Source organism: Pyrobaculum islandicum DSM 4184 (assembly GCF_000015205.1).
Taxonomy (GTDB): domain Archaea; phylum Thermoproteota; class Thermoprotei; order Thermoproteales; family Thermoproteaceae; genus Pyrobaculum; species Pyrobaculum islandicum.
Window position 1 is genome coordinate 1402394 of the sequence record NC_008701.1, and the last position, 25816, is coordinate 1428209.

The following is a 25816-nucleotide window of genomic DNA, read 5'->3' on the forward strand; positions in this document are numbered from 1 at the left end:
ATTTTTTTCCCTTATTGCTTTGGACAATGTGTTGTTTGCGTGGCGGATCTGCGGTGGACGAGGCGGCTTGGTCAGGGGGCACCTCCTCTTTGGCGTTCTCACCCTAGTGGTAAACTACGAGTTCGTTCTTATACTTATGTCTACTGGCATACTGCTCTACATGCCGCTCTCCCCAGAGGATTCCATCACCTACATCATGGTATATCTCGTTCCGCCGTCTCTCGCGCTTCTGCAGTCGGCAATTTCTATCGCCAGCTGGATATACGCCAGCAAATGTGTGGAGAAAGCCAAGCGATACGCCTATATAGCTTTAACTATCGCCAACATACCTGCAGTTTTAATTTACTACACTGCAGTTTTATTTTACTACATAGTATTCTCCAACTCTATCGAACCACTCGCCGTTTTCTGAAAGAGGCACTGTTAGGTGCTACTGCGCGAGGCACAGCTGTATAACAGTCGCCGTGCCTATAGCGTTGAAACTCGCCAGCGCCGTGTTCTGGACGTCTACGTAGAGGCTGATTAGCAACCAACTGAGAGCTGAATACCAACATCGCCTCTACATATGAACTAACCTCAAAAGTTGCCAGTGTTGATGGCCAGGGGCCTTCCGGCGGCGCCGTAGTTACGGTTTTAACACACGGCAGGTTCACGCCGATGTTTCTACTCTCCCGCATTAGCGCTCCACAGGACAGTTGAAATATTCTCTGTTAACGTCGCATTTCAACACACGCCGGGGATTCCCGCGGTGTTAGCTGGCACGAGCTAACACGCTCTACAAACACAAAAACACCCCCAGACAAATAAAAAACCACAAAAAACACATCCCACAACAACACAACACACAACCCACAAAAACCCAAAAACCAATAATACACAAAAAACACAAAACAACGACAAGGAAAAACAGACACAACACAGACAAAACAACCCAAAAAACACAGCAAAAACACTGACACAAAAACAAGAAACTCTAATTACACACCAAGAAAAACTCCCTAGCCGCCGTCTAGTATCTTTTTGGCGGCGCTTGGCCAGTACATTGCGAGGGCGGTGGCGGCGTACTCAATGGCTATTGCCGCCTCCCAGGCGCGTATCTTCCAACGCGGCGAGTCCCGGCAGCGGCTGGCGACGTAGTAGGCCTTCCTGAGGGCGTCCACCAACGCAGCCACGAGTTGCCTAACGGGGAGGGGCCTCGGGACGAGCCGCCTAACCCTCACGGCGACGCCAAGAAGATCGTCCACAGAGCCGAGGTAGACAGTGTCCCGAGGGCGCCAACTACGCTTCAGATAAAGCCGCCTGCCCAAAAGCCACAGGTACCCCACGAGAGGCCCAACCCTCACACGGCCGAAGTAGAGATACACACCAGCCACGAAACCACCCCATTAAAACATTCCCATATATGTCAGTAAAGGATGTAATATACTTTAGACAAGGGGCTAGACAGCCAAACGCGAAGAATGGCGCTGGGTTACGCAGTCTCTAAGGCGTGTGTATGATGGTAAAGGCGAAGAATGGCGCACGCCGGAACCCAGACAGGAGAATGTGTGAATGTAAAGGGGCGTTTGAAAGCGACCCCCGAGGGAACAAAAAACCACGAAAAAACTTAAAAACCCAAAAGATCCATAGACACAAGCCCCAGAAATCAAAAGATAGTAGAAACCAGAACACGTCTGGGAATATCATGATGTCCTCCAGTTCCCAACCAGAAATCAAAAGATAGTAGAAACTCAAAAAAGACGTGCTTGTCAGAGTACCCAACTATCCCCCTCCTCCAGAAATCAAAAGATAGTAGAAACATCATGTGCATAATCCACCTTAAGTTTGTCTTTGTTGTCAGAATAGTAGAACTGTGCGGTGGCAGTTTCTCAATTGGTGGTGGTTTAGCGCGGGGTGGTGTGTGGTTGTGCGTTGGGGGTGTTGGGCGTTTTTGTGTTGTGGGGTTGGGTGTATTGTTTTTATATGTGTTTCTTTGTTTGTATATGCGGGTTTGGTTTAGGGGGGTGCATAGGCTGCTGGATTCTTCGCTTCATTTTCGGGATCTGAGGGGGAGGAACGTCTTGCTTAATGTGGCTAGGTGGCTTGTGGCCGCGGCTTGTGGCGGCCGGGCCCACGTTCATGTTGACTGTGGGCGGGAGCCGCCGGGGGAGCTCCTCAGGGCTGTGTCGTACCTCATATATCCCGCGAGGCTGGAGCCGGGCGTGCCGTTTGACGGCTCGCCGGCGGAGGGTGGCGTATGTTCTCTCTGCGGCAGGGGGCCGGCGGCTGTGTTGACTGGAGGCCTGAGCTGTTTTCCGACGTGAAGGTGCTGGATTTCCCCTGCTATGCGGCTAGGTTGCTGGGGGAGAAGGCTAACAAGAAGGCCCTCCTCTTCGCCGTGGCCAACCGGCGCTGGGCGCGCAGGCTGGGGGGGAGGGTGGTCGGCGTCTACGGGGGGCTGGAGCTCGTGGAGGTGAAGGACGACATCCGCGACGCGGCGCTCCTGTGTTGGGAGTGCGCGTGCGCGGGGGTGGTGGCTGCGGCTGGGGAGAAAGAGGAGGGGCTGTCCTCCGAGGTGGAAAAGGAGGCTCGGTTCTACGTCGGAAGGGTTGGGGATCTCTTAAGGGACAACATAGGGCGGTGGGACATCTATGCTGTGCCTGGCGTCAGGAAGGAGTTCTTGAGATGGCCCGCGGTGGGCGACGACTCGTCCGTCCTTGCCTATCTCCCAGCTAAGGCGTTTCTGTCTCCAGTGGCTGAACCGTATCTTTACGCCTTATTGCAAGCAGAACTAAGTCTAGGTACGGCTTGGCTACACTGAGCAGTTTCAGTGCCTTATCCAGCTCTCTAGAACTGGGGTACAGCAAGATGGGGTCTTCACCGATGCCGAGCCGCTTCATTGTATCTATCAGCTTTTCCAGCTCGTCTTTTCTCCTTACACACACGTAGGCGTAATAAACCTTGAGCTGTAGACTTCGCTCACGTAGCCTGGTCGCCGGTGCCCTATGTTGCTTGATCTCAAGCGTCTCATATCTAGCCGCCAGCGAGGACAGAATATAGAGCTCCCTAGTCCACTCCTCAAGTTTCACGTAGGGCATCGTAAATGGATCCAACACCTTCTCAAAGATTTGGAAGTTCCAAGCGCTATATAGGTTCTTGAGATCAACCTGTGCGCCTCCGCACTCAGGAGGCTCAAGCGCGACGACGTCTGATTCTATAGCGCCAGCTGCTCTATACCTTTTCGCATGTAGCTCCAAGCCCTCTACTGCCCTTCTGTATAGATATAGGAGAGGCACGTGGTCGCGGTCTATAGCGGCAGATAGGGAAAGCGTAAGTGGGTAGAGAGCGGCCCTAAGAGAGCGGTGTAGCTTGGCAAGGTAGTAGAGCAGATGGCTCCACTTGCCATACAAGCTCAAGTCGTCCCCCCCTGCGTACAGGGGAATCACGTCGAGGAGCCTAAATCTCTTCGCGTTTTCGTTACGCCTCTTCACTTCATCGACAACGGTGAGGTACCCCTTGCCCATCAATACCATGTTGACGTAGTCCGACAGGGTAACCAACCTAGACGGAGAGAATGCATACATAAGCCTTACGTCGCCAAATCTATCAACATCCATCTTGGCAAGGCCAATTATCTCATATTCGTCGATCGTTACCAACTCGTATCTCCCCCTTTCCGCGTTGTAGACGGCGGGGTGATAATATGCAAAAAAGTCGAACCCAATCTCCACATCTGCAGAGCCCAGCAGATCCCTAATCTTTGCACTAAGCTCCTCAAATGCGTTCTTGACGTCAACGTCTTCTGCCTTGGTCAGAATAAAGGCGTGCGGGGCATTCACAATCTTTATGTCAATATACGTCCCCCAACCCCTCCTACCATCGGTAGCGGGGTTCCCATTCTCTCTAAGGAGCTGCGTAAGTTCATCAAGCAATTTGGCGATGCCCCTATAGGCGGCGGCCAACTGTTTTGGATCTCTTACGTCGTAGACAGGGCTGTTTCTCACGGACAGCAATAAATAGACCGACCTAACCGGCAACAGAGGGACAACGGCCACCTCAAACTCATCTACGTAGCCGTGAAGACACGTGTGACGACAGTTGCCGAACAGCTTACTGCTCAATTTCTTTACAAAACTTTCGACGTCATCCTCGGAGGCGCTTCCGAACAGGTGAATCCCGATAACTCCAGCGAGACCACGACCAGCAGAGCCGGCAGCTAGACTCATATGGGTAACACCGGCTAACACATCGCCAACCTGGAGCTTGCCGGGGCCCGCAACGCCGTCGAAATAATCACTATCCTCCTCGCCCACCTTGACGGAGAATTTATCGCCGTCAAGAATCGCCTCCTTAGTCAACGAATCATAGCCACCTACCTTCTTCCACCAACTCTCAGACCTCCTCAGAACTGCCTTCTTTTTGGCAAGCTCCCTCTCAAGCTCCGTCAAAACACTCATTATGCCATAGGTTCTCCTCCCGCGAGTTTTTCCCCCCTCCATGGCCCCGTAAAAACTAAGCCATGCCTTAAGGTATGTTATATGATTAAGGCCACGGGGTTTGGTATATGCGACAATGAATCGAATGTCGCTACCCAAGAAGTCAGAAAGCTTCGCTGCCACCTCCTCAAGGGTATTCAACCTCTCCCTGTCCTCCTTTGAAATGCTGTCTTTTCTCCTCCTTTTCTTTTTTGAGTTGTCGTCCTCCATCCTCCTTACCGGCAGAATCAGATCAACAGCACCGCCCTTTTCCACAAGCACATTTGTCTTTGGTACCTCGAAAAGATGAAGGGCATACTTCGTTAAGGCGTCGAGCGCCAGAATAACGATGAGACTACGCCCCCTCAAGATGCGGGATGCGGCGGCCGGCTCTCTCGGCGAGGCCACAAACCTCTGGACCCCCATCGTGTCTATAGTGAGCATAATAAACGAGTCTCTCATTTCACACACTGTACTAAACGCCGCCGTCAGTCTGCTGTGGCTATAGAGACTGATGTCCGGAACCAAAGCCGCCCAATGCGCAGATGGCACAAACATCGTAGTCGCCTTGAGGATGTTAAGTACCGTATTTATCAATCCATAGGAAACCCTTCTATTATAGACATTTCCAGCCCAGACAAGCATAGAAATCAGCCTCCTAGCCACCTCAGGATAGTCACTTCCATTAAGGGCCTCCTTGTAAGTCATACCTCTGAGGTTGATAATAAACTCCGGATCAAGAGGCTTCACAGGAACCCAGATCTCTTTATCAAATAAATAACATAATAATTCTTTATATTTTTCTAAGAATTTATCTTTATTAGACTTATTAAGATCTTTTAAGATCTCAAAGATATCTTTCAGGTTTTCTATGAATTCCTTTCTTCCCATTTCGTAGTTCCAGGACTTCTGTGAACTACATAGACCAACGCTGTTCAAATACTTCGTTTTCAAGAGCATCCACTGGGGTAGCAACATAGGAGTAGTTTCACCGTACTTAAAGCCAGATTCTTGCAGTTGCTTTTTCAATTCATCCATTACATCCCCAGACCCCACTCTTTCCATCGCGGCTTTCCGATCGGCCTTCTTAGTGCAATCCTTTTCAGGTTTTATTCTACTTGCCTCCTCTGGCGGAAGTAGCAAGTTCAATATTAGTTGTGTGAACTCTGTATGTGCAACAGATCTCTTTCCGATTTTACTTGCTGTATCATGTAAATTTCTAAGTTCAATATTTTGTGATTTTTCAATTTCTTTTATGTTTTCCAATAGCTTGTCTCTGTCTGCTAAGCCAGCTCTCCTTATTGGCTTACCTACGTCGTGAAGGAGCGCCCCCAATACCTTTTTTAGGTCAGGCATATTTCACACCAGCCAACTCCCAACTGTCTTCCATCTATTTCCACAAGCTTTAGGGTATTAAAGTCATGCCTCTTGTGAAAATGTTTCTCCAACAGCATCTCGTAGACATCCGGCATCTTCTCCCTTATGATTGATATAACCGTCTTAGAGTATATTCCGGTCATCCGCCCCATCCTCGCGATTACACACGCCTCGTCTGCTTTGCAGTATTTACTCCTCCACTTCTCCAGCGCCTCAACATAGGGGGCCAATTTCTTATGTCTCTTAGCCTGCTCTATTTCGTTTTCCAGCAACCTACAGCCGAACTGCCTAAGCGCCTCTCGGATGTGGTCTACGCCGAGATGAGGCAACTTTTCCAACAGCTTGATTGCGTTGGCAAGCTCTTCCGTTTGGCCTCTGACTTTAGGTCTAAAGGGCGTCAACTCTATGCCGTATCTCAGCTCGCCCCCCACTAAGGCAACCGCCGACACCTTTGCCACAGAGGAAAGGGAGGGCAACCTTTTCACGTGGATATCTACTATCGCGGTCTCCGCCTTGGCTTTAGTCTCCCAAATCCTCAAGCTTTGCATTACATCAACTCTTGGGCTTCGCATCCTCATAAGCCTATCCTCAAGTAGCGACCCGATCGGCCTCCGGTCTTGTTTCACCGCCTGTTCTATGAGCCTCATAGCGTCTTGCCGCTCGCCTAGCCATTTGTACAAGAGGGCGGTGCGGATGTAGCCCTTCAGCGTGGAGGCGGGGACGTACCACGGGCTGATGTCGTAAACTAATTTGCTCGACAAATCCGAGCGGAGCTTCAAGACACGGCTACATTTCACCTTGTCCGCGTATCTATCCAACGGAGCTAGGTCATCTGCCACTTTCTCGATAACCTCGGTGGGCAGTTGGTTTACGTCTACTATACACGCATCGCCATCCTTCACCACTATGTCGTATCCCACCACCAACACATCTCCGCTCCACACATGGACAGGCGTCAGGGGAGAGAGCTTAATCTCCATGCCTCTAAATGCCATACGTCAGCGGGTTAAAAACCACCGTTGCGCTTGACTCGGCCTTCTCCTCCCTCCACTCATCTCTGACGTAGCTCAAGACAACGCCATCGCACTTTTCCTTAGCTTTGACAACGCCTCCGGGCGATATGGCGCGTATCCGCGGTAGCATATAGCTGTTGTAGGGAGGCCCCGAGTACCCCTCAATCCACACCTCTCTCCCATAGGCCTTTTCTATACAGCCAAGGAAGGGGTATGAGCCCAGGAGGTACCTCCACCCCCCGTCGAGGCCCTCGAGACGGTATGTGCTGTCCAACCTCTCCACACTGAACCTTCCCCACCCCCTACTCCTCATGCCCCCCAGCCCCACCTCCCCCAACACCCCCAGGAGGGCATCTGCGTTATCGAGCCCCTCTATTGCGAGCCAGAGCTTAGTCCTAGGTCTCACCCACTCTACTATAAAGACGTCTGAAGCCGGGGTTGCCCGATCCAGTCTATTCCTGTACTCAACAACCACCTCGTAGAGTTCTCCGCTTACCTCGATATGCACGTCTTCGTCGTATACTACGGGGCCGGTTCGTTTCAATTCCAGCGTCTTCCTCTTTCCCAGATTCCTCACCTTAACCTTATCATCTGTGGTCTCTTTGACAAAGCAATCTTCGCTACCTGAGCACACCCTAAGCACCTTCTCGACAGCTCCCAGCGTAGCCCACAGATACCTCACCTCTTTGGACTTAGACGGTATATGGGGAAACGGGACAAGGGGCAGATTTTCTCCCACGACAGGAAAAAGACCCGTCGCCCTAACCTGACCCTCTTCGATTTTCTTCGCGGCGTCTAGATCGCCGATCATATGCGCCACATAGATAAGCGCCCTGAGAATCGACGTGTGATCCACAACCGGAGTAACCTCCCTCCACCCAACGTGATAACCCTTAAAGAACTCCACCAAGAAAAAGTCAGTCATAAACTACCTCGCTCAAAGACGCGCATAACAGCTTTAACTACTTTTTCTTCATCGTCGATACGATCCGTCTTAATAGGCTCCCCCTCCTTTTTTATCTTGCACTCACTTGGTTTTTGTTTCGTATCCTTTACCTCGCACTCACTTTTTAGTATCACAACATTAAAGTTTTTGAAGGCAACACGGCCGTATCCGCGGCTTCCCGAGGCGCCTAGATACGTGTTTTCAATCAATTCTATGCCGGCTTGCAGTGTCTGGAGATACTTTTTGACCATGTCTCTGTCGTTGTCGAACAGCAACATCCTGATGTACCCATAGAAAACTACGCCAGGCTTAACTCTGACAACGTTCCGCGGGTCAGCCGTAGCTGTCACTCTATCAATCCTATTCTCGGATTTGTCCTCTAAGAAGTCAGAAATTCCTACGAACCTGCCCCCCAGCTTATTAATCGTTTCACACGTTGGGAAGAAGTCGTCGAAAAGAAGACGTGTAATGCCGGCGTTTTTCCACGCGTTTTCAAATTTTTTACGGATATCCTCTTTTTTTACTTCTTTTATTTTTTCATCTACCTGTTTATAGCTGGTCGCCGCCCATCCAAAGAGCTCGTCAATTAGGCACCGGTTTTCTAGATCATCCAGAAAGTCTTCTAGCTGCATTGCGCTGAGCGACCTGACGTGTTGCCAGATTTTGTTATCTGTCGTGTAGAGAGGTAGCCCGTGGGCAAGCTCAAGTAGCGACCTCATCCTACCCTTGAGACTAGAGCCAGGTATGTACGGAACCTCTAACTCAACCTCCTCGCTCCCCTCGACGTTACATGCATCTTGGTTAAATCTGTATTTTTTCCTTGTCACCATTGGGTATATGTCGGCGCCGCCGACTCTGTAGCTCTGGGCGTGTATTGGCGTTCTGATAAGAAGACCGCTCAACGTCTCGATCTCTGCGTAGATAAGCACTATACCCTGAAGTTTCCTTATTATCTTACTCTGCATATTGATACACTACTACGGCCACCGCGTCAATTATAGTACGAGCGTTATCCAGAGCGCGCTTCGTAGCTACTTTATCCCACGCGCCCTGCTTTGCAGATTCTGCATTTTGTGACGTACGCTTTATTATGCTAATGAGTTCGTCCACAAGTGAAAGGAGATAGTTACCAAGTGCATGAGAAATTTGCTTTCTTCCCATTTGATACTTAATAAGTATCTTCACCTTTACCAAGTCCATGATATATCTATTTGAAGATACACTGAGTTTCTCTATATTCTCCATAGCTGAATCTATGATAGATGCAAGACGTTCATGTAATCTCCTATATGCAGTTTTCGTAGTATTACCTATAAAATTTTTTGATTGATCTTTATCTATATTTAAAATTTGTATAATGATATCCTGAACTTTATCGTCATTTGTGAGGTCGGGCACTTGTAATTGAAAAGTTCCCGAAATACTTCTTCCCACCATTATGTTTATAACAGTGGAAAATTTAAAATTTGTGCTACTTAAAACGCCGGAAGCTGAAGGAAGATCTGCAACCACAGCGCAATTTCTTTGGCATAAGGCGCCCGCCGCTTCTCTAGATCGGTGGTTAAAAGTCGCCATTGATAGCACATCCATGGACGAGTCCACCCCAGGTACGCTTGGATCAATTACTTACTGGAGTGGAAGTGGCTTGAGGAATGTCAAGGCAGACGGCATGAGGGTAGTGCCATATCCAATAGATGCCGTAATAACTGGCTTAGGTGATATACCTGTTTACAATGGAGGAATGAGGGTTCTGAAGCCGATACACTGGGCTGAGTCGTGACGATCAGGGCAGCGGTCAGGGTGATATCGGTAGGTGGCGGCTCAGCTACCGGCCCGTGCCAGGTGGTGGCGTTGCCGCCGGGAGAGATATGGCTCAGATGCGACTCTGTGGACGAGCTACTGCTCCACCTCGACGCCCTCCTGGAGGCAGGTCACGTCCCCATGGTCATAGCCTTCCTAGACGGTAGAAGGCTTCCAGTAACTGCAGTGTCGTCAGACATACTGGAGACACACGGAACATACGACGAAGAGCTCCAGCAAATCATCAAGGTAAAATTCTACACCCCGCCCTCGAGCTGGATCCCACACTTCCAACGCTCTAAGATGCGGCTAAATCCTCAAAAAAAGACGGCCGTGATACATCTAACTACGCCGATAAGACTTACACAGCTCTACGACTTAGGCTTGAGACTGCTCCAGCCCAAGAAAGCGCCATAGCCACGCCACGTGAGCGCGGGGGACAAAAACGGAAATCACGGGGCACACGAGGGCGCACCTTTAAGCCCCGTCGGCGGCGGAACTGGAGGATAGCCGACCCGTATCACTGCGCCGGAACACGCCAGCACATAACCCAACACCAGATGCAAGCAGACCGGCCAGCCCATGAGATGTACATAGTCCAACGGCCCAAGGCCCCGCGATGCGTCAAGCAGTCACAAACCCCCAGCGCCGTAACCGCAGGTAGCCCCCATCACTAGCCCCAAGTTGCGCACGCAAGTAAAGGAAGCCGACTAAATGGCGGGGAAAAAGAGGAGTCCCGCCGACGTAGTGGTGGACACCCTCGTGACGCGCAGCGGCGTGGAGACTGGAGGCTTCAGACTCCACCTCGTCTACGATGAGGCCGGCCGTCAGTGGTACCTCCACATTCACTTCGAGCGGTACTGGGGCGAGGCGCACGAGCTCTTGTCTATGCTATCGCTCGCCTTCCCCCGCGTCCACACCTCCTTCGGGGAGGGGACCAAGAGGCTGCACGAGTTCAAGACGGGGCTTGCGCACCTGCTCCTCACGAGGGCAGTGGTGGAGGGCGAGGAGCCTGAGGAGTGCGGCAGGGCGGATCCTCTGGCGCTGCTCCCAGTACACGCCGGGGCGACCAGGTTCGCCTACTCGTGGGCTAGCCGCGTCTACCCACAGATACCTGCGAGACAAGGGGGCTGGCGTGCTGGCGTTTACCACCGCCCTCATTGCGGAGTACGTCGAGCGGCTGGACGTACTCATGCCGGAGCTGAGAGAGACCGTGAAGCACCTCGACGCGGAGCTCAGCTCGGCCATCTGGCTTCAAGAGGGGGGCGCCGGAAACACGTGTAGGTGGTTCTTCGGGGCGTACGACGAGGCGTGCAGGAGCCTAAGCCGCTCCCCCGACGTCGACAGCTGTGAAGACCTCAAGAAGAAGGGGGTTAAGCTCGACGGCTGCCTGGTGCTGGTGGCCACCGAGACGTTCTCCCCGTATCTGTTCGGCGCGATCCCAGCCGACGAGTACCTGGTGGCGTACACCCCCAACTTCTACAGACAGGTGAAGTTCGCCCTAGACATATACAGGGCCTTCGGCGACGGCAAGGCGGTGAGGCGCGCCTTAGTCAGCAGAGACAACCCATACATAAGCTACCTATCGCTCAGGAAGGCCCTAGAAGAGAGGGGAGGCCAAGACCACTGCTACTACATACCAAAGCTCTCCGGGACAGGCGCCATATACCTAGCACTGAAAAAGCTAGAACGCGAAGGCCTACTCAAAAAACCCTAAAACCCCCAAGCCGAGTTGGATATGATCATGTTTCTACTATGCTTGATTTCTGAGTGGCAAACCCCCTCCGCTTGCTTGGGCCATATGACAGATCCGGTTTCTACTATCTTTTGATTTCTGGCCGCGATGGCCGGCTTCGCCCTCCTCCAGGCCTGGAAGGCGAGGTTTCTACTATCTTTTGATTTCTGGAGGGCGTAATCGTCTCTCTCGAACAGATGGCCTTTATGACGTCGTTTCTACTATCTTTTGATTTCTGACGCGGTCTTCAACGCGGTTCAGTCCGGCCAACTCCCAGCCTTGCTGTTTCTACTATCTTTTGATTTCTGGGGCTCGTATTTTCGGATCTTTTGGGTTTTTAAGTTTTTTCATGGTTTTTTGTTAGTCCGGCGGTCGCTTTCAAACGCCCCTTTACATTCATACATTCCTCTGTCTGGGTTCCGGCGTGCGCCGTTCTTCGCCTTACGATCGCAACCCCGCCTCAGAGAGGGCGTGGTAAAGCGCCGTTCTTCGCCTTCGGCCTTCTAAACCATTGTCTAAAGTATATTGTGTCCTTTACCGACATATATTGGAATGTTTTAATGGGGTGGTTTCGTGGCTGGTGTGTATCTCTACTTTCTACTTCGTGCTTAATCTCGATCCAGATAACTTATGCGTAAGCGTTGATGAGAGAAGCGATTACATATTCGTGAAGGCACCACTGCCATTACTACTACTTTTATTTTAAAAGGGGCTTGCGCTCGTGCATTATCGAGCCGGCCTCAGCGATTTAGAGAGCACCTCAGCCCAATCTATGGGTGGCGCGGCGGCTTTGCACGTGGTGAGGATACTTGCGATGTTAGGTACGATGGTAAGTACTTCCAACTCTACGTAAGCGGTAGATACGTAGGCAAGGTCGGGAAGCCCAAATCCCTAAAGAACATCCTCATACACTCCCTCGGCATTAGTAAAGAAGAGACCGAGCGCATAGTCAATGAGGCGCTTGAGAAGCTCAGTCAAATAAGGCATTGATAAAGCGAAAAACCAACGCTCTGACTCTACCTCCTGGATGAGCTCAAGAGCCTCGGGGGCTTGGCGTGGGCTTCGTTGGACTTGCTAGGCTGATCGAAAGTGAGTCTCTGGGGCTTTCGTAATCACAGCTTGGGTTTGGCCTCTATCGGTGGTTGAGGTATTTCGCCAGTGCTAAGCCTAGTGAGAATGCTAGTGTGGTGAAGGCTATGGTTTGCTCTGGTAACTGCGGATTGGGCGTAGCTCGTGCTTATGCTCCACCTCGTGTGCTCATCGCACCTCGGTATATACGCGATGCGCGGCTTGACGTTGCTTAATTCGCCGCTGAATGCGTTTCCGTGGTGGGGAGCCACCTCGACGATCACTCTCTTCTCGCCACCTCCGTAGTAGTTCCTCACGCCTTGCTAAGCTCGTCACCGTCTAAATCTCCTAGGTAAATCCCTCGCCTTACTCCATCAAGACACGAGCGCACCACCGTCAGTGACGACGCAGTACTCACTCCAAACATACACACCCATGAACCCCCAACCAACGGGTACTAGCGAAATCCGCGACATCGATAATCGCGCTTGCTCGTTTTTATTTACGCATTTCCTTCAGCAGGTTTAAGCTTAGTGGGTTAAGGCCTGGCGAGCATTTTAGGAAAGCTCTCAATAGGCTTAGGAACGCGAGGGATTGCATGGTGAGAAAACTGCTTGAGTAAGTACCGAAAGGCGCAACAATAAGACATATATATTGGTATAAAAAGCGAGGAAAATGGTCATCAACGACTTGGAGAAGTGCGTTGAGAGGGAGGACTTTGGCGAGTTTAAGCTTGAGGAGACGTGTTTGTACCAGGTCTTGAGAAATAGTAAAAAGAGCTACTACGCCGATGTGCTTAAGAGCGTTTTCGACGAGGTTGCCGATGCCCTCAACTCAATCAGTAGGTACTTCCCCAACTACACCAGGCACGACACATCGCACTGTCTCCACGTGATTAGGAATTATGGGCTACTTCTCACGCTCGATGGGCTTAGGAGGTTGAGCGAGGAGGAGCTCCTCATCCTCGGGCTTTCGGCAATCCTACACGACATCGGGATGCTACCACAGAGCGAGGAGGAAGTAGAAACACTCACCAAAGGTGGTGCTGAGGGGAGGAGGGTTAGGGAGGAGATTAGGAAAAAACACCACATTAGATCAGCGAGGGCTATACTGGGCTTGGCGAGCGTGTACTGGCAAAGCGGCTCAAGCGCAGGAGCGAGTGAGCTGAACATCGGCAAAGTGCTTGATGATGCGTTGAATAGGTTAGACACATCCACAGCTCGCTACGTTAAGTACTTAACAGCCTTCGTCTCGGCTAAGCATAGGGAGAGCGGGGATAAGCTCTTTGAGAGCATTGACTCAGACAGAATCGAGCTGAGCGAAGATCCGGATTTACAAAAGAAGCTAATGGAAGCCCTTCCTAGGATGAGCGGTGGTGAGATTTCATGGGCCACAGGCAAAGCCAGGCCCTGGCTCCTAGCCCTATTACTGGCTTTGGCCGATGAGTTCGACATTCGCAACACAAGGAGCTTTATAGCAATCGAGGACATGGGGCTTGAGTCCCTCGTACAAGCCTACATTGGATACTTACTAAGCAATGAGAGCGATAAGCAATCACCAATCCATCACATACTCAATCAATCACTCAACAAACCACGCCGTGAGGAAACCACCATTAGAATCGCCGGTTCATTAAGCGCGGAGAGCAGCGGAGTCGAAATCGAGGATGTTCTACGCTTAATGCAGAGAGTCGCCGAGAAAATCGACAACACACTAAACGTGGTGATGCACGGCCTGCATTATAAAGGCTCAAGCATTAAGGAGGTGCTCAGGAGCTTACCAGCTAGGCTTGTAATAAACATAGACGTTACGGTTGGAGATAAAATCTATAGATTATCATCAGACATGAGGATTGAGGCTGATCCGCACCTCTTTAAAGAGCTCCTCTCCAAGTACCTCTATGGTAGTGATGTTATGTATGTGCTTAGGGAGCTTGTGAGCAATGGTATCGATGCTTGTAAGGGGAGGTTTTGGGAGTTTTGGTGGAGGAGTGGTAGGCTGCCTGAGCCTCGTGAGTACGAGCCCAAGCTCTGGATTAGGCTTTACGAGGAGGGTGATCACTACGTGCTTGAGGTTGGCGACAATGGCTCTGGCATGGATGAGTTCGAGATAAGGAACTACCTGCTCAAGGCTGGCGCGAGCATGTACAGGGATAGGCTTGGCGAGATAAAGCCAATCTCGATGCACGGCATAGGCTTCCTATCAGTCTGGATGGTGGCCGACAAGGTCGTTGTCGAGACAACACCGGTGAATGGAGAGCTTAGCTACGTCGTAGAGCTCATAAGCCCATCAGCACCAGCACTAATAACGCACAAACCAAGGCAAGGCAGCGAGCCAGGCACAAAAGTCAAAGCCTACATAAGCAGGGACAAGAGAGAAATCGTAAACGAGATAGACCGAATACTCAGGTGGGTGGCTGAGAGTGGTCTATGGCCTATCGGCATAGCCCACACATACATACCAAAACCACCAAACCACGAATACGACAGCAACCACTACGTGAGGATTTACGTAAAGCCACTAGGCCAAAGCGAGGAAAAGGAGATTAGCAAGGAAAAACTTACGCCAGAGATAATTGGGCGCTTTGATGAAGTCAATGAGGGAATAAAGCTACCAGCATACTTAGTTAAGGCGGCGAGAGAAGAAATGCCTATTGAATTATTATTGATGAAATTGATGAAGATGAAATTATATCATATAGCGCCATCATTTCGCGGATTAATCATGTTTGAGACACCTATTAAAGGCCTGCGTTTTGAGCCGGAGGTTTTTATCGATTTTATCGAGCTACCCCAAAAGTGGTCTTTAGATCTAAAGAAGACCAAAATAACGTGGCGAGAAGACAAGCCCAAGCTCTATCAAACCATAGCTAGAGCTATCGATGCATTCCTCACCGGATGTGAGGGGCGTAAAGAAATATGCGGTGAGAATTATCACGTAATTCTTGATAGCGAGCTCCTACATGAGTGGTACGTAGTCGGTAGAAAGAGCTATGAGGAGTTCTTCAGCAACATCATTAAAAGTGATTTAACAAAGTGTAATAAAATAAAAATCTTATATAAAAATCTTTATGTTTAAGAGACTAATAGAAGCACAGATAAAAGTGAGCAGTATTGTTAAAATCGCTACTCAAGCGTCGAGAATCATCAGGATTGTTGGTGAGAATTGCAACATTCCCTTTATTGACTGGGTCTTTATTAAAGCCAAAGATGCTCAGGGAAGCATTAGAATTCTCACATCTGACGGAATGGGCTTTAAGTTCGTTGATTACATCGTGGCTCCGCGTAGATCGCATGATGGGGTTATCGATTTCGACGTTTGCAAGTTAGGCATCGGATTCGTAGCTAAGGCCAAAAAGAACACCAAAATTGGTTTTCTCGAGACAACTATTAGGCCATCGCGCAGAATATTGTTAACACGGAGTATATTTGCAACTAAGCCTAATTTGTTAGAGGAGTTTGGGCACGAAATTCGTAAGTTAGTTACGAACTATGATCTAAGTATTCCCGTGCTCATATGGCGTGAGGGTGATAAGAAAATTTTAAATGAGCCAGATGCTTGGAGGCAACACGTTGATCCTAGTGTTGCTAGTGAGGTTGAAGAAGTTATTAAGGAGGTTAGGGCTTATGTTGAGAGGAGGCTCAACGATGATATGGTTAGGAGTGAATTTGAACGGTTTAGGAATGAGCTTAAAAGCCTTGGTGTTTTTGAGTGGGTTGAGCCCGCCCTAGCAGTTGATATTGACGGTGTGGTTGTTTTCGTTACTTTAGATTCAAGTAAGCAATTGGTTTTAATATAGAAAGAAGTTTTCAGTTTTAGCTTAGTTCGTCGTCTTTGATAGTATTGCGCATTTCTGTGTCTGTAACAAACATCGCACAGCACTGACTCCCTACTCTATCGCAGACTATCGATAATGCTGAGGTTTACGTCAAGAGCCTAAAGCCTGACTTTCTACTCTATTGTGGATTATCGCGAGTGTTTATTGGGGTTTTGTAAATAAGCTTTGCCTGGGGTTTCTGTGCTTCGGTGGGGGCTATGGTGGTGTTTTTGCCTGTGTTTGTTGTGTTAGGCATTTTCTATCTACTGTTATTTTTCTGACTATCCAAGCTCTTTGGCTTATCTTTATTGGTTGTATTTCTTCGTTTATTACCGTTAGTGGGTCGTAGTCTCTCGTTAGGACTGTGCACCTGCCCTTCTCTAGGCACTGTTTGGCTGCTTTGATCTCGGCTGGCTCGTTTTGGGCTAGTGCGTAGTCTAGGGCTAGCTCCCTCATGATCGAAACCCACCTATAGCCACGGCTCTGTGCTCAGGCCTTGAGAAGTCAAGCACAAAAACAACGCCAACCCTCAAAAAGCCATAGTCAAGAGCGAGGCGAAAACTATACAGCAAAGCCCTAGCATCCCAACGCCAATACTCCCAAAATCAACCATCAAGAAATCGTAAAAACCATTAACCAAGTCAGGAAGAGGCTCACGAGTCAACTCCCTAACACACCTAGCGTAGGCTCTGCGTAGTTTGGGGTTCATGGTGCTATTGCTTGGTATGTCTTTGATATTGCGTATGCAAGCCCTGCGGCTATTGCTGTTGTTAGGGCTAGTACTATTGCGGTGTGTATGCAGAAGCTTTGTAGTGTGGCTGCTGTGTCGAAGCATCCTGTGAGTGTGTTTCCAAGTGTTGGCAGTGCTTTTGCTATGTCCTGTGGTATTGAGCATTTTATGTTCGGCATCACGGTGTTCTCTACGTACTTCGCGAGTGCCACTAGTGTTATTGGGTATGTGAGCGCTATTGAAACTACGGCTGAGCCTATTGCTCTTGTTTTGTCTAGGATTAGCAGTGTTGCTCCGAGTCCCGCTATACGTTACTGCGTAGGTCATTACCTCTGTCAGTACTTTGAGTGTGTATGCTTCGAAGAGTGCTGTGTTTGCTACCCATTGGTAGTACTGTGTTGCTTGCATTAGGTATATGCCCAGTGGTGCTGTTACTGGTATTGCCTGTGCTATGAGCATGGCTGCGTATATCGACTTCATGCCGTCTGCCACTCTGTGCCAGAGTGTGTTGAATGTCTCAGTTGCTTTTAGCAAATCCCCTCGTGAACGGCTCTCACAATTTTTTCCTGGGGGCTTGTATAGTTTGGCTCGCTGATGTCTATTACGTCGACTGTGGCGAGCCTCTCAAGCCCCCTTCTGAGGTGCTCGATGATTTTCGTCGGTGATGTGCCTGGTGGAACTCTCATGTCAAGCTCTGGCTCCGCGTAGTCAAGTACTACGTTTATCTTAGAGCCTCCTCTTATGACACCTGAGCCGATTTCGTGGGCTTTAGTCATCCTCATGTACACCTCGGCTGAGTTCTTAATGGCCGTGGATAGCTCGCTTGGGGTTTCCAACCTCTTGTTTAACTCCTCGATTAGGATTCTTCTTCTGGCGTTTGCGTTGGAGCGTGTGAGTAGGTTGACGTAGAGTATTGGCAGGTCTATCTGGACTATCCTCTCGGCGTGTTCTGCCGTGGTGTAGACTGCCTCTATTTTGGTGTTCCACAGCCTGACTGCCAGTAGCGCGGCGGTGTAGAGGCAGAGGGAGAGCGCTCTTACCTCTCCGCCTATGTCGAGGCAGTACTCGCCGTCTCTTTCGCTGAACAGCTCGGCGGCGTCGCCGACGCACTTCCAGAAGTCTTCGGGGTTTAGGGGGGCCTCCTCCAGCGCCGCCCTCCTCGCGTAGAGCCGCACTTCCTCCACGGCGTTTTTGTCCTCTAGTTTCCTGTCCAGTGACCAGGACGATTTTGTTTGTGATGCTGGCTAACGCGTTTGTGATGCTTGCTAGGGAGCGTGTGGGAGGATGTGTCCGCCGGTGGTGAGGTTTGTCGGGAACCTTCTTTCTTTGTAACGCTCTGGGCGGTCCTGGCCGGCGGCCGTACCGCCTCACGGCGCCACCTGCTCCTGTGAAAATTGTTGATTGTAAGTTATTATAACTGTGGATCAATTTTTTGATCGGGAGAGGGAGCTGGAGTGGCTTGAGGGGCTGTACCGTAGGCCGGAGGCTCAGCTGGTTGTTGTATATGGGAGGCGGAGGATTGGGAAGACTGAGCTTTTGAGGCGGTTTGCGGCTGGGAAGAGGGCGGTGTATTTCTACTGCGAAAGGACGTCTGTGCGGGAGAACTTGGCTAGGCTGAGGGATGCCTTGGCGGCGGGGCTGGGGGCGTCTTATCTGCGGGGGGCGGCTTTTGAGGGGGGCGCTTTTTAGGGCTGTGGAGCCGCTTCTGAGGGGAAGCGGACGGTGCTGATCTTCGACGAGTTTCCCTACCTGGTTGACGTGGATCCGTCCGTGTTGAGCAGGTTTCAGCGTCTGTGGGACGAGGTTCTTTCTAGGACTGATTTCTGGTGCTCTGCGGCTCCAGCGTGTCTGTGATGGAGGGGGAGGTGCTGGGGTACAGGTCGCCTCTGTATGGGAGGAGGACGGCCAGCTGGAAGCTGGGGGAGCTTCCCCTCTCCGCTGTGAAGTTCTTCTACCCGCGGCCGTGAGGGGCTCTACGTCTACGGCGTGGCGGGGGGCGTGCCGATGTATCTCAGGAGGTTCGACGCCTCTCTGCCCTTCTGGGAAAACGTCAGGAGGGAGTTCTTCACCAAGGGGGGCTTCCTCTACGAGGAGGCGGAGTTTCTCCTGCGGCAGGAGCTTAGGGAGCCGCGGAACTACTTCCTGGTCTTGAGGGCTATTGCAGACGGGAGGAGGAGGCTGGGGGAGATAGCCAGCGAGGCGGGGCTCGACAAGGCGGCTGCCTCCCGGTATCTGGCCACCCTGGAGCTCTTGGATCTTGTGGGGCACGAGGTTCCTGTGTTGGAGCCGCCCAAGGCGAGGAGGAGGCTCTACTTTATCCGGGATAACTACCTTGCCTTCTGGTTTGCCCACGTCCAGCCGCGTAGGGGGAGCAGGGGGCGGGCGAGGCGGCGCTTGAGGAGGCCTGGGGGCGGTTCCACCTCTACATGTCGCGGGTGTATGAGGAGGTGGCGCGGCGGGTGGTGCAGGCGCTTCACCCGGGCCGGCGGGTGGGGCGGCAGTGGGGGAGGGTGGGTAGGAGGACGTACGAGATCGATATTTTGGCCGTGGGGGAGGGGGATGCCTTCTACGGCGAGGTGAAGTGGTCTGACGGCGTGGACTGCCCCGGCGTCAAGAGGGAGCTGAGGGAGAGGGAGCTGGAGGGGGTCAGGGCAGAGGGGTTCTACGTCTTCGCGTTCGCGAGAAGGAGGCCGGCTACTTCGACCTGGGGGATGTGGAGCGCCTCGTGGAGATGTACAGCATCTAGGCCAGCTCCGGCGTTAGATACCATCTTATCCTCCAGGGCGGCCCGGCGAGGCAGAGGGCGGCTGAGTAGCGGAATTCCACGACGTCGGCCCCTAGGAGGAGGGCGGCGAGGCGGGCTAGGTGGGGGAGGTGGCCCACTATCATTGTGTCTTCGGCTATGGCGTTTATACGCTGCGCCCAGGGGGCCGGGTCGTCGTTGGGGTTTAGGCCCTGTGCCTCCTCCAGCCTGGCGGGCTTGAGGGCCTCTGCGAAGATCTCGGCTGTCTGCCTCGCCCTCTTCTTCCCGCTGTGGTATATCGCGGCGATTTTCACGCCGGCTCTCGCCAGCGCCGCGGCCACTCTCCTCGTCTCGTCGGCCCCCTCGGGCGTCAAGCTCCTCTCGGGGTCTACGCTCTCGGGGTAGGCCTTGCCGTGTTGGACTAGGCAGAGGAGGGGCATGTCACTCCCCACTCCCTCCTTTTAATTCTTTTTCGGCGTCTCGCCGCCCCCTTCCCGGGGGGCGTCTGGTAGACGCGGCGGCTGTCTAGTCATGTGTTACCGGCGCCGATGGAGCCGTGGGCTGAGGCCCCGCGTCTTTGTGGCCTTCCGCTGGGCTTTGATTCTACAACGGCGGTGTGGGGTCCGGCGGCGTCTCTCGCGTGCCTGCCTTCTAGGGCTTAGGCAGGGCGTGTCTCAGTTGTGGGGTCTTGTGCGCCTCTATGAGGCATATGTGGTCTAGGGGGGTTGTTGTGCAGGCTTTTATCTTTGGGGTGAGGCCGTGTTGGGCTAGTATTTTGGCGGCCTGCTTCATGTCGGTGAGTGTTGAGGCTGTGATGTAGAGTGTTCCCCCTGGCTTGAGTATGTGGGTTGCTTGGGCTGTGATTTCTCTTATGGCCTCTAGGTGGCGGCCGGCGCACCAGTTTTTGTCTTTTTCGTCTCTTGGGTCTAGGGGGAGGTAGGGTGGGTTTGCCGTAACTACGTCGTAGGGGGCCGCGGCTAGTAGGGCTTTTCTTGTTGGGCAGATTGCGACTTTGTGCGCCACTCTGTTTATCTCTGCGTTGACTCTTGCCGTGGCGAGGGCTAGGGGGCTTATGTCGTAGGCGCACACTGTCTCTACCTGGGGGCTTTTGGCTAGGGCTATGGCTATGGCGCCTGAGCCTGTGCCTAAGTCGGCTACTCTGCCTCTGGCGTCTATGTGGCTTATGGCGAGGGCTGTTGATACGGCGAAGACGGGGTTGAAGACGCCGCGTGGGATGTAGAGCGCCATGTCTCTAAATCTATACACCGCGGCTGGCGATGCGGCGTGTAAAATACGGAGGGCGGCTCTGGCTATCTCTGCGCGTAGCACATATATCTACCACTTCTTATATTTGTGGCTTGTGGCGAGGCGGAGGTGGTCAATACGCTGAGGGTTAGGCTCGGCTGCTCTGGGGGGTCTCCCATCGACCTGGGGTTTGCGAAGGTGGTGCCCGACTTGGTGTGTGGGGGTGTGCCGGTGGAGGTGGAGTGCCTCTCTAGCTTCTACTGTGGGGTGGGGCAGGCCCTGGCATATCTCTACGGGGTGGGGAGGGCGGCTCTTGTCCTCATCGCAGACGAGCCGCGGCCTGGCCTTAGGGATTTCCTGGGGTGGCTTTCGCAGCTCTTGGACGTATATCTCTACGTGGGGGGTGAGCTTATTCCACTTGGTAGGGCGCGTTGGCTTTTATGAACTCCGTTAGGCTCTCCATATACGCCGTGAACTGGGCCTTTATCGCCTTGTTGTTACTTTTCAGGGGGTGTCCGCTCTTTTGGTACTCCTCGGCGCCTAGGTCGTTTCTGAGCTTAAAGCCGTAGAAGGGGGTTTGGACTTCCCCGTAGTAGTAGTCGGCTTTGTCGTTGCGTATTACTGTGATGCCCGGGTACCTCTCGGCGAGGGTCTTGTAGAGGGTGTTCCACTCCCGTTCTATGTCTGCTACTTTGGTTGTCCTTATCTGGTTTAGGAGCACGGCGACGTATTTCTCTGGCTCTGGGATGGAGAAGTGGCGTTTGAGCATGGCGAATATCCTGTCTAGGAGTAGGGCTGTCTTCTCCCTCTCGGGCCCTCCGGGCCTCGTGAGGGCTATGTAGAAGGGGGTGAACATCACGACCATGGGGAAGTGCGGATACAGCCAGTTGGGGGAGTCTACGATTATGTAGTCGAAGTCCTCTTTTATCGGAGCTATTAACTCGTCGAGTAATATTTCCCACTTGGGCGTCGAAAATATCTCCATTGTTAAATCGTTGAGATTTCCGCCTGGCAGTATGTAAAACACGGCGTCTAGCCCCCTCACTTTATGTTTATGTAGACACTGTTTGACGTCTCTTATGTTGCGCGTCCTCCCGAGTCTATAGTCTAGGAGTTCTTTCATCAACGTCTTGATGTCGCAGTTCTCCTCTACGTTTTTGACTGTCCAGAGAGTTGCTGTGGCTGAAGAGTCTAGGTCTATTAGAAGCACTCTCTTCCCCCGCGCCGCTAGAGCGCCGGCTGTTAATATGGCAAAGGTTGTTTTTCCAACGCCTCCTGAGGCAGAGATAAAACTTAACGTGTGCATAATAATATTTTTAGCCATTATTTAATATTTTTACCTCTAGTCATTCTAAGCCCGCCTTAGTTCTTTTTAGGTGGCGTGGGTTTTCTCAAGAGCCGTGGAGTCTCTGCAGAGTGGCTTGGCTTCCGCCTCCGGCGGTCCTCGGCGTCTGGGTGGCGCGTCTGGACGTAGTGCTCATCTCCTCACGTCCTCCTCTGTGGGGGCGCCTGTGGCTTTTTCCAACAGCGATAGGAGCTCTGACGTGGAGTGCGTTGTCGGCTTGGAGCCGGTTGGCTTTACCGACGGAGGGGGGCTCCGTGGTAACGACTTTTGAAGTCTCTGTAAAGTTTATAAAACGGAAAAATTCAGAAGACCAAGGGCCCGTAGCTCAGCCTGGATAGAGCGGCGGAGGACCACAGGTCCGCCGAACCTTCTAAGCCGTAGGTCGTGGGTTCAAATCCCATCGGGCCCGCCACAAGTCTTGATAGAAAAGACTAAACAACCCGTTTTCCGATAACCATCACACTTTAACCTCGTAAGTTTCTTCACTTATGAACCCATCGGCCTTGGGGACCCGGCCGATTGCTACATTTGCCGAGCCCATCCGCCTGGGCACGGCCGGGCCCCCCGCCCCGCCCACCAGGGCGTCTGGCGGAGGCGAGTCCCGAGTCCCCGGGGAAGGCCGGCACCGTGAGGGGACACAATATACACCGTATATTTTTAAATACTGGACGTTTCTTTGTGCTATGGAAGAGAAGACTGAAGAGAAGACGAAAGAAGAGAAGAAGGGTATGAAGGTGATAAAGACGTACGAAACTACGAGAATAATGGTTAAGGTAGGTATTTTCTAAATTAAAGTTTTTTAGAAGTTGTTGGGTTTTGCCGTCGGGATTTCTACTATATAGTCTATCTCGGCGCCGTCTATGACGATTTTTATATGTCTCTTTCTAGTCTTGAGTTCTCTTTTTGGCTTGAATATGACTGTGTAGCTTCCGTCGGGGTTCTGTTGGTATGACTCGACTGTCCACTCCTCTCCGACGCATTCGCTGTACATACTGGCGAAGTCTTCGAAGTAGTCTATGGTGCCGCAGGTGTAGCACATGTTTCCGTGGAATCTCGCCGTTATGACTCCCTGTTCTGTCTGTAGTATGTCTACTAGAGCCTCTGTTCCAAATACTGTTCTAAACTTCTCTATGGTTTCTTTTAGACAGTCCATGGAGGCAAATCTATTTCTGTTTTTATGTCTTTATTGCTCTGTGACGTACGGCATTAGACATTCGACGAGTTTTCTGCCTTTGTCTGTGATTCTGACGAAAGTCTTTATGTCTAGGCGTTTTCTCTGGACGAGGCCTAGTTTTTCTAGTCTGAGCGCCGCCATGTAGAAGGAGGAGCCTAGGTAGCCGTAGTCGAGGGTGTCTATGAAGTCTGCCCATTTTATCCTCTGGTTTACGAAGTAGAGGACGAAGAGGACGCGGAAGCCGTCGTACCTCACTGTGTGTAGGAATTTGTCTAGTTTTTCAAGTACGGCGCGTTCGTCCATATCTATATCTACGTCTCTTTTTTATAGGCTTTGTATATTTTCACCACTTGTGTGGCTCCGCCTCGCCGGTTGCCGCAACTCTCAGTCTCTCGACGCCGCCTATGGCCTTTATTATCTGGGCTACTGACTTGGGGACGAGCTCCTCCCACTGGGGGTCCCCCCTTATGATAAGCTCTCTCACTCTGGTGGAGCTGTACCTCTCCCTCTGGTACATGGGCTGTTGTCTCACCTCGTACCCCGCCTCTCTGAAGAGGAGTGCGACGTATGGATTTCCGGTGTACACCACTTGGAAGGGGGGCGCGTATGATTTCACCCTCCCCAGCCACTCGAGGTTGTTTTCGACGTTTGGTATGGGGATTGTACAGACGCGGGATAGGTCTACGCCGGCCTCTCTGAGGGCCTCTCTGAGCATCCATATCCTCTCGCCGGCTGTGAAGGGGTCTTTTGCTATGTAGTTAAACTGGGCCGAGCCCACTGTTATAACTACCTCGTCTACCTCTTTCAATATCTCTCTTATGGCATATATGTGGCCCCAGTGCGGCGGCTGGAAGCGGCCGGGAAAGAGGGCTCTCATATTGTATACCGTATGCCTCTACTGCCGATGTTTCTTCTGTATTTAACCCAACGGCTGTAGTACTCCTGTAGCTTCTCTAGGTCTTTTGTAAATAGCTCTCTGATGTCGTCTATGCCGAGGATTATCATAGCTATTCTATCTAGTCCCCAGCCCCAGGCCAGCACTCTGCTCTTCCTCACGCCGAGGGGCTCAGTGACCTCGGGCCTAAATATGCCGGCTCCGCCGAACTCTACCCAGCCCAGCTTGGGATGCTCTGCGTATACCTCCACCGAGGGGGAGGTGAAGGGGAAGTAGGCCGGCCTGAACTTGACTCTGTCCATGCCCAGGGCTTTGGCTATCTGCTCCAGCTGGCCCAGGAGGTGTTTAAAGGTTAGGCCCGGCCCCACCACTATGCCGTCTAATTGGTGGAACTCCATGCTGTGTTTGGGGTCCAGCTTCTCTGGGCGGAAGACTCTGCCTATTGTAAAGACCTTGTACTCCCCGTCGCCTCTCTCTGCCAGCGCCCTTATCGTAGTGGCGGTGGTCTGTGTCCTTAGGACTAGGTTTAGGGCTTTTTTGGGGTCCCATTTGTATTGCCACTTTTCTTCATGTACTTTTTTCACAGCCTCCATGAGTTCGGCGGGCGGTTGCTCCACGGGGCCGTCCCACTCTACGTAGAAAGTGTCGTGTATTTCTCTGGCCGGGTGGTCTTGGGCTTGGAATAACGCGTCGAAGTTCCAAAACTCCACCTCTAGTATGGGCCCCCTTACCTCTTCAAAGCCAAGCCCCACCATGACCTCTCTCACGTAGTTTAGAAACTCGTTGAAAAAGTGGGGGACTGGGGCTGGATACTCCGGGGGCTCTATGGAGAGGTCGAAGGGTTTTAGAATATAGTCGCGCCATCTGCCGCTTGTGATATCTTCACTTGTGAGAGCTGTTTTTACTTCTGCAGGCCGTACGGCGTCTATAGGCACGGCCGCTTTGATAAATATCTGTGTTTTTTCAACCCGTTTTACAAGCTTCCGCCTGAGGAACTCTTGTAGAATTTCACGTGGCGCAGAGTCTAGAGCTGTTAAAAACCTCTGTCTCTCCTCTACTATCGCAAGCGCCTTCTTATATGTCTCTTCGTCTATTTCTAAGACGCGGCCCTTCGGCCTTATGCCTATTTTCGCAAGATTTGCAAGTGCTATCTCTACCTCAGGCTGCGAAAGGTCTATTACACACCTCCCGCCTTCGCAAACTGCGCTCTTCAACAGTCTATACTCCGGAAGCCCCTCTGCAACACGCCGCTGCCCCTCTTCCGTCAGTATAAAACTCTCTACGACTCTCCTATCTACATACAAAACGCCTCGCGCCCTCCCCTCCTCTATATACCTCATCAAACTCTCTGGCGGCGTCCCAAGCTCGCGTGCTATATCGTCTAAAAGTCGCCAGTCTTGCGCCCTTTTTAAAATCTCGTATATTATAGGGAGGACAAACATAGGCAGATTAAAAGCTGTGTATTAATATTTAG

30 protein-coding genes, 1 tRNA gene and 2 pseudogenes are annotated in these 25816 nt (G+C 51.7%); 15 read left to right on the plus strand and 18 right to left on the minus strand.

Going from position 1 to position 25816, the window contains the following annotated elements:
• Window positions 1–28 precede the first annotated feature (28 nt).
• Window positions 29–412 (plus strand): hypothetical protein, encoded by a 384-nt coding sequence (locus tag PISL_RS07900; protein WP_245218364.1) that lies wholly within the window; start codon window positions 29–31, stop codon window positions 410–412.
• 586 nt (window positions 413–998) lie between these two features.
• Here the strand turns inward: PISL_RS07900 and PISL_RS07905 are convergent.
• On the minus strand, window positions 999–1364 hold the full coding sequence (locus tag PISL_RS07905) for a hypothetical protein (RefSeq protein WP_053240448.1): 366 nt from the start codon (window positions 1362–1364) through the stop codon (window positions 999–1001).
• Window positions 1365–1982: 618 nt separating this feature from the next.
• Between PISL_RS07905 and PISL_RS07910 the strand changes: the two genes are divergently transcribed.
• Complete coding sequence (locus PISL_RS07910; RefSeq protein ID WP_053240449.1) at window positions 1983–2303, plus strand: hypothetical protein; 321 nt, start codon at window positions 1983–1985, stop codon at window positions 2301–2303.
• The gene (locus tag PISL_RS11010) at window positions 2300–2800 is read left to right on the plus strand and encodes a hypothetical protein (RefSeq protein WP_167827670.1); all 501 of its coding nucleotides are present in this window, start codon (window positions 2300–2302) and stop codon (window positions 2798–2800) included. Before PISL_RS07910 ends, PISL_RS11010 begins: the two co-directional genes overlap by 4 nt.
• On the opposite strand, the gene PISL_RS07915 is transcribed toward PISL_RS11010, so the two are convergent.
• From PISL_RS07915 to PISL_RS07935, 5 genes are read right to left on the minus strand one after another with little or no spacing between them, the layout of a single operon-like run.
• Complete coding sequence (locus tag PISL_RS07915) at window positions 2712–5810, minus strand: Cas10/Cmr2 second palm domain-containing protein (protein WP_011763271.1); 3099 nt, start codon at window positions 5808–5810, stop codon at window positions 2712–2714. The two genes, PISL_RS11010 and PISL_RS07915, sit on opposite strands and share 89 nt — an antisense overlap.
• A complete protein-coding gene (gene csm5, locus PISL_RS07920; protein ID WP_209319994.1) occupies window positions 5798–6811 on the minus strand; it encodes a type III-A CRISPR-associated RAMP protein Csm5 in 1014 nt (337 codons plus the stop codon). The genes PISL_RS07915 and csm5 overlap by 13 nt, the downstream gene beginning before the upstream one ends.
• Before the next feature lie 4 nt (window positions 6812–6815).
• Complete coding sequence (locus PISL_RS07925; protein WP_011763273.1) at window positions 6816–7769, minus strand: RAMP superfamily CRISPR-associated protein; 954 nt, start codon at window positions 7767–7769, stop codon at window positions 6816–6818.
• The gene (csm3, locus tag PISL_RS07930; protein ID WP_011763274.1) at window positions 7766–8755 is read right to left on the minus strand and encodes a type III-A CRISPR-associated RAMP protein Csm3; all 990 of its coding nucleotides are present in this window, start codon (window positions 8753–8755) and stop codon (window positions 7766–7768) included. The genes PISL_RS07925 and csm3 overlap by 4 nt, the downstream gene beginning before the upstream one ends.
• Complete coding sequence (locus PISL_RS07935) at window positions 8745–9227, minus strand: hypothetical protein (RefSeq protein WP_053240450.1); 483 nt, start codon at window positions 9225–9227, stop codon at window positions 8745–8747. Before PISL_RS07935 ends, csm3 begins: the two co-directional genes overlap by 11 nt.
• A 31-nt stretch (window positions 9228–9258) precedes the next feature.
• Between PISL_RS07935 and PISL_RS07940 the strand changes: the two genes are divergently transcribed.
• Both PISL_RS07940 and PISL_RS07945 read left to right on the plus strand, forming a co-directional pair.
• Complete coding sequence (locus tag PISL_RS07940; RefSeq protein WP_053240451.1) at window positions 9259–9570, plus strand: hypothetical protein; 312 nt, start codon at window positions 9259–9261, stop codon at window positions 9568–9570.
• Complete coding sequence (locus PISL_RS07945) at window positions 9567–10007, plus strand: hypothetical protein (RefSeq protein ID WP_053240452.1); 441 nt, start codon at window positions 9567–9569, stop codon at window positions 10005–10007. Before PISL_RS07940 ends, PISL_RS07945 begins: the two co-directional genes overlap by 4 nt.
• Window positions 10008–10214: 207 nt before the next feature.
• Here PISL_RS07945 and PISL_RS11015 read toward each other — a convergent pair whose 3' ends face one another.
• Window positions 10215–10433 carry a hypothetical protein gene (locus tag PISL_RS11015; protein ID WP_167827671.1) on the minus strand — a complete coding sequence of 73 codons (219 nt, stop codon included), beginning with the start codon at window positions 10431–10433 and terminating at the stop codon, window positions 10215–10217.
• Window positions 10434–10725: 292 nt separating this feature from the next.
• Between PISL_RS11015 and PISL_RS07950 the strand changes: the two genes are divergently transcribed.
• Entirely contained in the window at window positions 10726–11307 is a 582-nt protein-coding gene (locus PISL_RS07950; RefSeq protein ID WP_053240453.1) for a hypothetical protein, read from the plus strand.
• Between the two features lie 739 nt (window positions 11308–12046).
• On the plus strand, window positions 12047–12178 hold the full coding sequence (locus PISL_RS11570) for a hypothetical protein (protein ID WP_280531760.1): 132 nt from the start codon (window positions 12047–12049) through the stop codon (window positions 12176–12178).
• Window positions 12179–12437: 259 nt separating this feature from the next.
• Here PISL_RS11570 and PISL_RS07955 read toward each other — a convergent pair whose 3' ends face one another.
• Complete coding sequence (locus tag PISL_RS07955; RefSeq protein WP_053240454.1) at window positions 12438–12710, minus strand: hypothetical protein; 273 nt, start codon at window positions 12708–12710, stop codon at window positions 12438–12440.
• A 358-nt stretch (window positions 12711–13068) separates the two neighbouring features.
• Between PISL_RS07955 and PISL_RS07960 the strand changes: the two genes are divergently transcribed.
• On the plus strand, window positions 13069–15471 hold the full coding sequence (locus PISL_RS07960) for an HD domain-containing protein (protein ID WP_011763278.1): 2403 nt from the start codon (window positions 13069–13071) through the stop codon (window positions 15469–15471).
• On the plus strand, window positions 15464–16192 hold the full coding sequence (locus PISL_RS07965) for a hypothetical protein (protein ID WP_011763279.1): 729 nt from the start codon (window positions 15464–15466) through the stop codon (window positions 16190–16192). The genes PISL_RS07960 and PISL_RS07965 overlap by 8 nt, the downstream gene beginning before the upstream one ends.
• Window positions 16193–16426: 234 nt before the next feature.
• On the opposite strand, the gene PISL_RS11375 is transcribed toward PISL_RS07965, so the two are convergent.
• From PISL_RS11375 to PISL_RS11380, 3 genes are all read right to left on the minus strand, one after another.
• Complete coding sequence (locus tag PISL_RS11375; RefSeq protein WP_011763280.1) at window positions 16427–16666, minus strand: hypothetical protein; 240 nt, start codon at window positions 16664–16666, stop codon at window positions 16427–16429.
• Window positions 16667–16915: 249 nt separating this feature from the next.
• On the minus strand, window positions 16916–17152 hold the full coding sequence (locus tag PISL_RS11025) for a hypothetical protein (protein ID WP_167827672.1): 237 nt from the start codon (window positions 17150–17152) through the stop codon (window positions 16916–16918).
• Window positions 17153–17467: 315 nt separating this feature from the next.
• Window positions 17468–18124, minus strand: coding sequence for a peptidase dimerization domain-containing protein (locus PISL_RS11380; protein WP_011763282.1), 657 nt, complete (start codon window positions 18122–18124; stop codon window positions 17468–17470).
• A 235-nt stretch (window positions 18125–18359) separates the two neighbouring features.
• Here PISL_RS11380 and PISL_RS07985 point away from each other — a divergent pair, with 235 nt between their 5' ends.
• The 4 genes and pseudogenes from PISL_RS07985 to PISL_RS11730 all read left to right on the plus strand — a co-directional run.
• Entirely contained in the window at window positions 18360–18629 is a 270-nt protein-coding gene (locus PISL_RS07985; protein WP_053240456.1) for an AAA family ATPase, read from the plus strand.
• 155 nt (window positions 18630–18784) lie between these two features.
• Window positions 18785–18907: a hypothetical protein gene (locus tag PISL_RS11575; protein WP_280531761.1), complete on the plus strand. Its 123-nt coding sequence runs from the start codon at window positions 18785–18787 to the stop codon at window positions 18905–18907.
• Between the two features lie 37 nt (window positions 18908–18944).
• Window positions 18945–19190 (plus strand): annotated as a pseudogene (locus tag PISL_RS11725) (helix-turn-helix domain-containing protein); the annotation flags it as partial.
• A 176-nt stretch (window positions 19191–19366) separates the two neighbouring features.
• Window positions 19367–19471 (plus strand): annotated as a pseudogene (locus PISL_RS11730) (hypothetical protein); the annotation flags it as partial.
• Between the two features lie 211 nt (window positions 19472–19682).
• On the opposite strand, the gene sixA reads toward PISL_RS11730, so the two are convergent.
• Both sixA and PISL_RS08000 read right to left on the minus strand, forming a co-directional pair.
• Window positions 19683–20123, minus strand: a complete 441-nt coding sequence (gene sixA, locus PISL_RS07995; protein ID WP_011763283.1) for a phosphohistidine phosphatase SixA — start codon at window positions 20121–20123, stop codon at window positions 19683–19685.
• Between the two features lie 211 nt (window positions 20124–20334).
• Complete coding sequence (locus PISL_RS08000) at window positions 20335–21012, minus strand: methyltransferase (protein WP_011763284.1); 678 nt, start codon at window positions 21010–21012, stop codon at window positions 20335–20337.
• Window positions 21013–21036: 24 nt separating this feature from the next.
• Here PISL_RS08000 and PISL_RS08005 point away from each other — a divergent pair, with 24 nt between their 5' ends.
• Complete coding sequence (locus PISL_RS08005) at window positions 21037–21372, plus strand: hypothetical protein (protein WP_053240458.1); 336 nt, start codon at window positions 21037–21039, stop codon at window positions 21370–21372.
• On the opposite strand, the gene PISL_RS08010 is transcribed toward PISL_RS08005, so the two are convergent.
• A complete protein-coding gene (locus PISL_RS08010; RefSeq protein WP_167827674.1) occupies window positions 21338–22234 on the minus strand; it encodes a ParA family protein in 897 nt (298 codons plus the stop codon). The genes PISL_RS08005 and PISL_RS08010 overlap by 35 nt on opposite strands.
• Before the next feature lie 353 nt (window positions 22235–22587).
• Here PISL_RS08010 and PISL_RS08015 point away from each other — a divergent pair.
• A tRNA-Arg gene (locus PISL_RS08015) sits at window positions 22588–22685 on the plus strand.
• A gap of 387 nt (window positions 22686–23072) precedes the next feature.
• Here the strand turns inward: PISL_RS08015 and PISL_RS08025 are convergent.
• Genes PISL_RS08025 through pheS form a run of 4 tightly spaced genes read right to left on the minus strand, consistent with a single transcriptional unit; the run spans window position 23073 to window position 25784 of the window.
• Entirely contained in the window at window positions 23073–23426 is a 354-nt protein-coding gene (locus PISL_RS08025) for a hypothetical protein (RefSeq protein WP_011763288.1), read from the minus strand.
• A gap of 30 nt (window positions 23427–23456) precedes the next feature.
• A complete protein-coding gene (locus PISL_RS08030) occupies window positions 23457–23750 on the minus strand; it encodes a hypothetical protein (protein ID WP_011763289.1) in 294 nt (97 codons plus the stop codon).
• A 40-nt stretch (window positions 23751–23790) separates the two neighbouring features.
• Window positions 23791–24324, minus strand: a complete 534-nt coding sequence (locus PISL_RS08035; protein WP_011763290.1) for a nicotinamide-nucleotide adenylyltransferase — start codon at window positions 24322–24324, stop codon at window positions 23791–23793.
• Window positions 24321–25784, minus strand: a complete 1464-nt coding sequence (pheS, locus tag PISL_RS08040) for a phenylalanine--tRNA ligase subunit alpha (protein ID WP_011763291.1) — start codon at window positions 25782–25784, stop codon at window positions 24321–24323. The genes PISL_RS08035 and pheS overlap by 4 nt, the downstream gene beginning before the upstream one ends.
• Between the last annotated feature and the right edge of the window lie 32 nt (window positions 25785–25816).

Bases quoted from the DNA above. Each gene is read 5' to 3' on its own strand.
- PISL_RS07915 (WP_011763271.1), bottom strand. From the start codon at position 5,810: ATGCCTGACCTAAAAAAGGTATTGGGGGCGCTCCTTCACGACGTAGGT.
- PISL_RS11375 (WP_011763280.1), bottom strand. From the start codon at position 16,666: ATGAGGGAGCTAGCCCTAGACTACGCACTAGCCCAAAACGAGCCAGCC.
- pheS (WP_011763291.1), bottom strand. From the start codon at position 25,784: ATGTTTGTCCTCCCTATAATATACGAGATTTTAAAAAGGGCGCAAGAC.
- sixA (WP_011763283.1), bottom strand. From the start codon at position 20,123: ATGCCCCTCCTCTGCCTAGTCCAACACGGCAAGGCCTACCCCGAGAGC.
- PISL_RS07960 (WP_011763278.1), top strand. From the start codon at position 13,069: ATGGTCATCAACGACTTGGAGAAGTGCGTTGAGAGGGAGGACTTTGGC.
- csm5 (WP_209319994.1), bottom strand. From the start codon at position 6,811: ATGGAGATTAAGCTCTCTCCCCTGACGCCTGTCCATGTGTGGAGCGGA.
- PISL_RS07925 (WP_011763273.1), bottom strand. From the start codon at position 7,769: ATGACTGACTTTTTCTTGGTGGAGTTCTTTAAGGGTTATCACGTTGGG.
- PISL_RS07965 (WP_011763279.1), top strand. From the start codon at position 15,464: ATGTTTAAGAGACTAATAGAAGCACAGATAAAAGTGAGCAGTATTGTT.
- PISL_RS08025 (WP_011763288.1), bottom strand. From the start codon at position 23,426: ATGGACTGTCTAAAAGAAACCATAGAGAAGTTTAGAACAGTATTTGGA.
- PISL_RS08035 (WP_011763290.1), bottom strand. From the start codon at position 24,324: ATGAGAGCCCTCTTTCCCGGCCGCTTCCAGCCGCCGCACTGGGGCCAC.
- csm3 (WP_011763274.1), bottom strand. From the start codon at position 8,755: ATGCAGAGTAAGATAATAAGGAAACTTCAGGGTATAGTGCTTATCTAC.
- PISL_RS07910 (WP_053240449.1), top strand. From the start codon at position 1,983: ATGCGGGTTTGGTTTAGGGGGGTGCATAGGCTGCTGGATTCTTCGCTT.
- PISL_RS07935 (WP_053240450.1), bottom strand. From the start codon at position 9,227: ATGGTGGGAAGAAGTATTTCGGGAACTTTTCAATTACAAGTGCCCGAC.
- PISL_RS08010 (WP_167827674.1), bottom strand. From the start codon at position 22,234: ATGCACACGTTAAGTTTTATCTCTGCCTCAGGAGGCGTTGGAAAAACA.
- PISL_RS08030 (WP_011763289.1), bottom strand. From the start codon at position 23,750: ATGGACGAACGCGCCGTACTTGAAAAACTAGACAAATTCCTACACACA.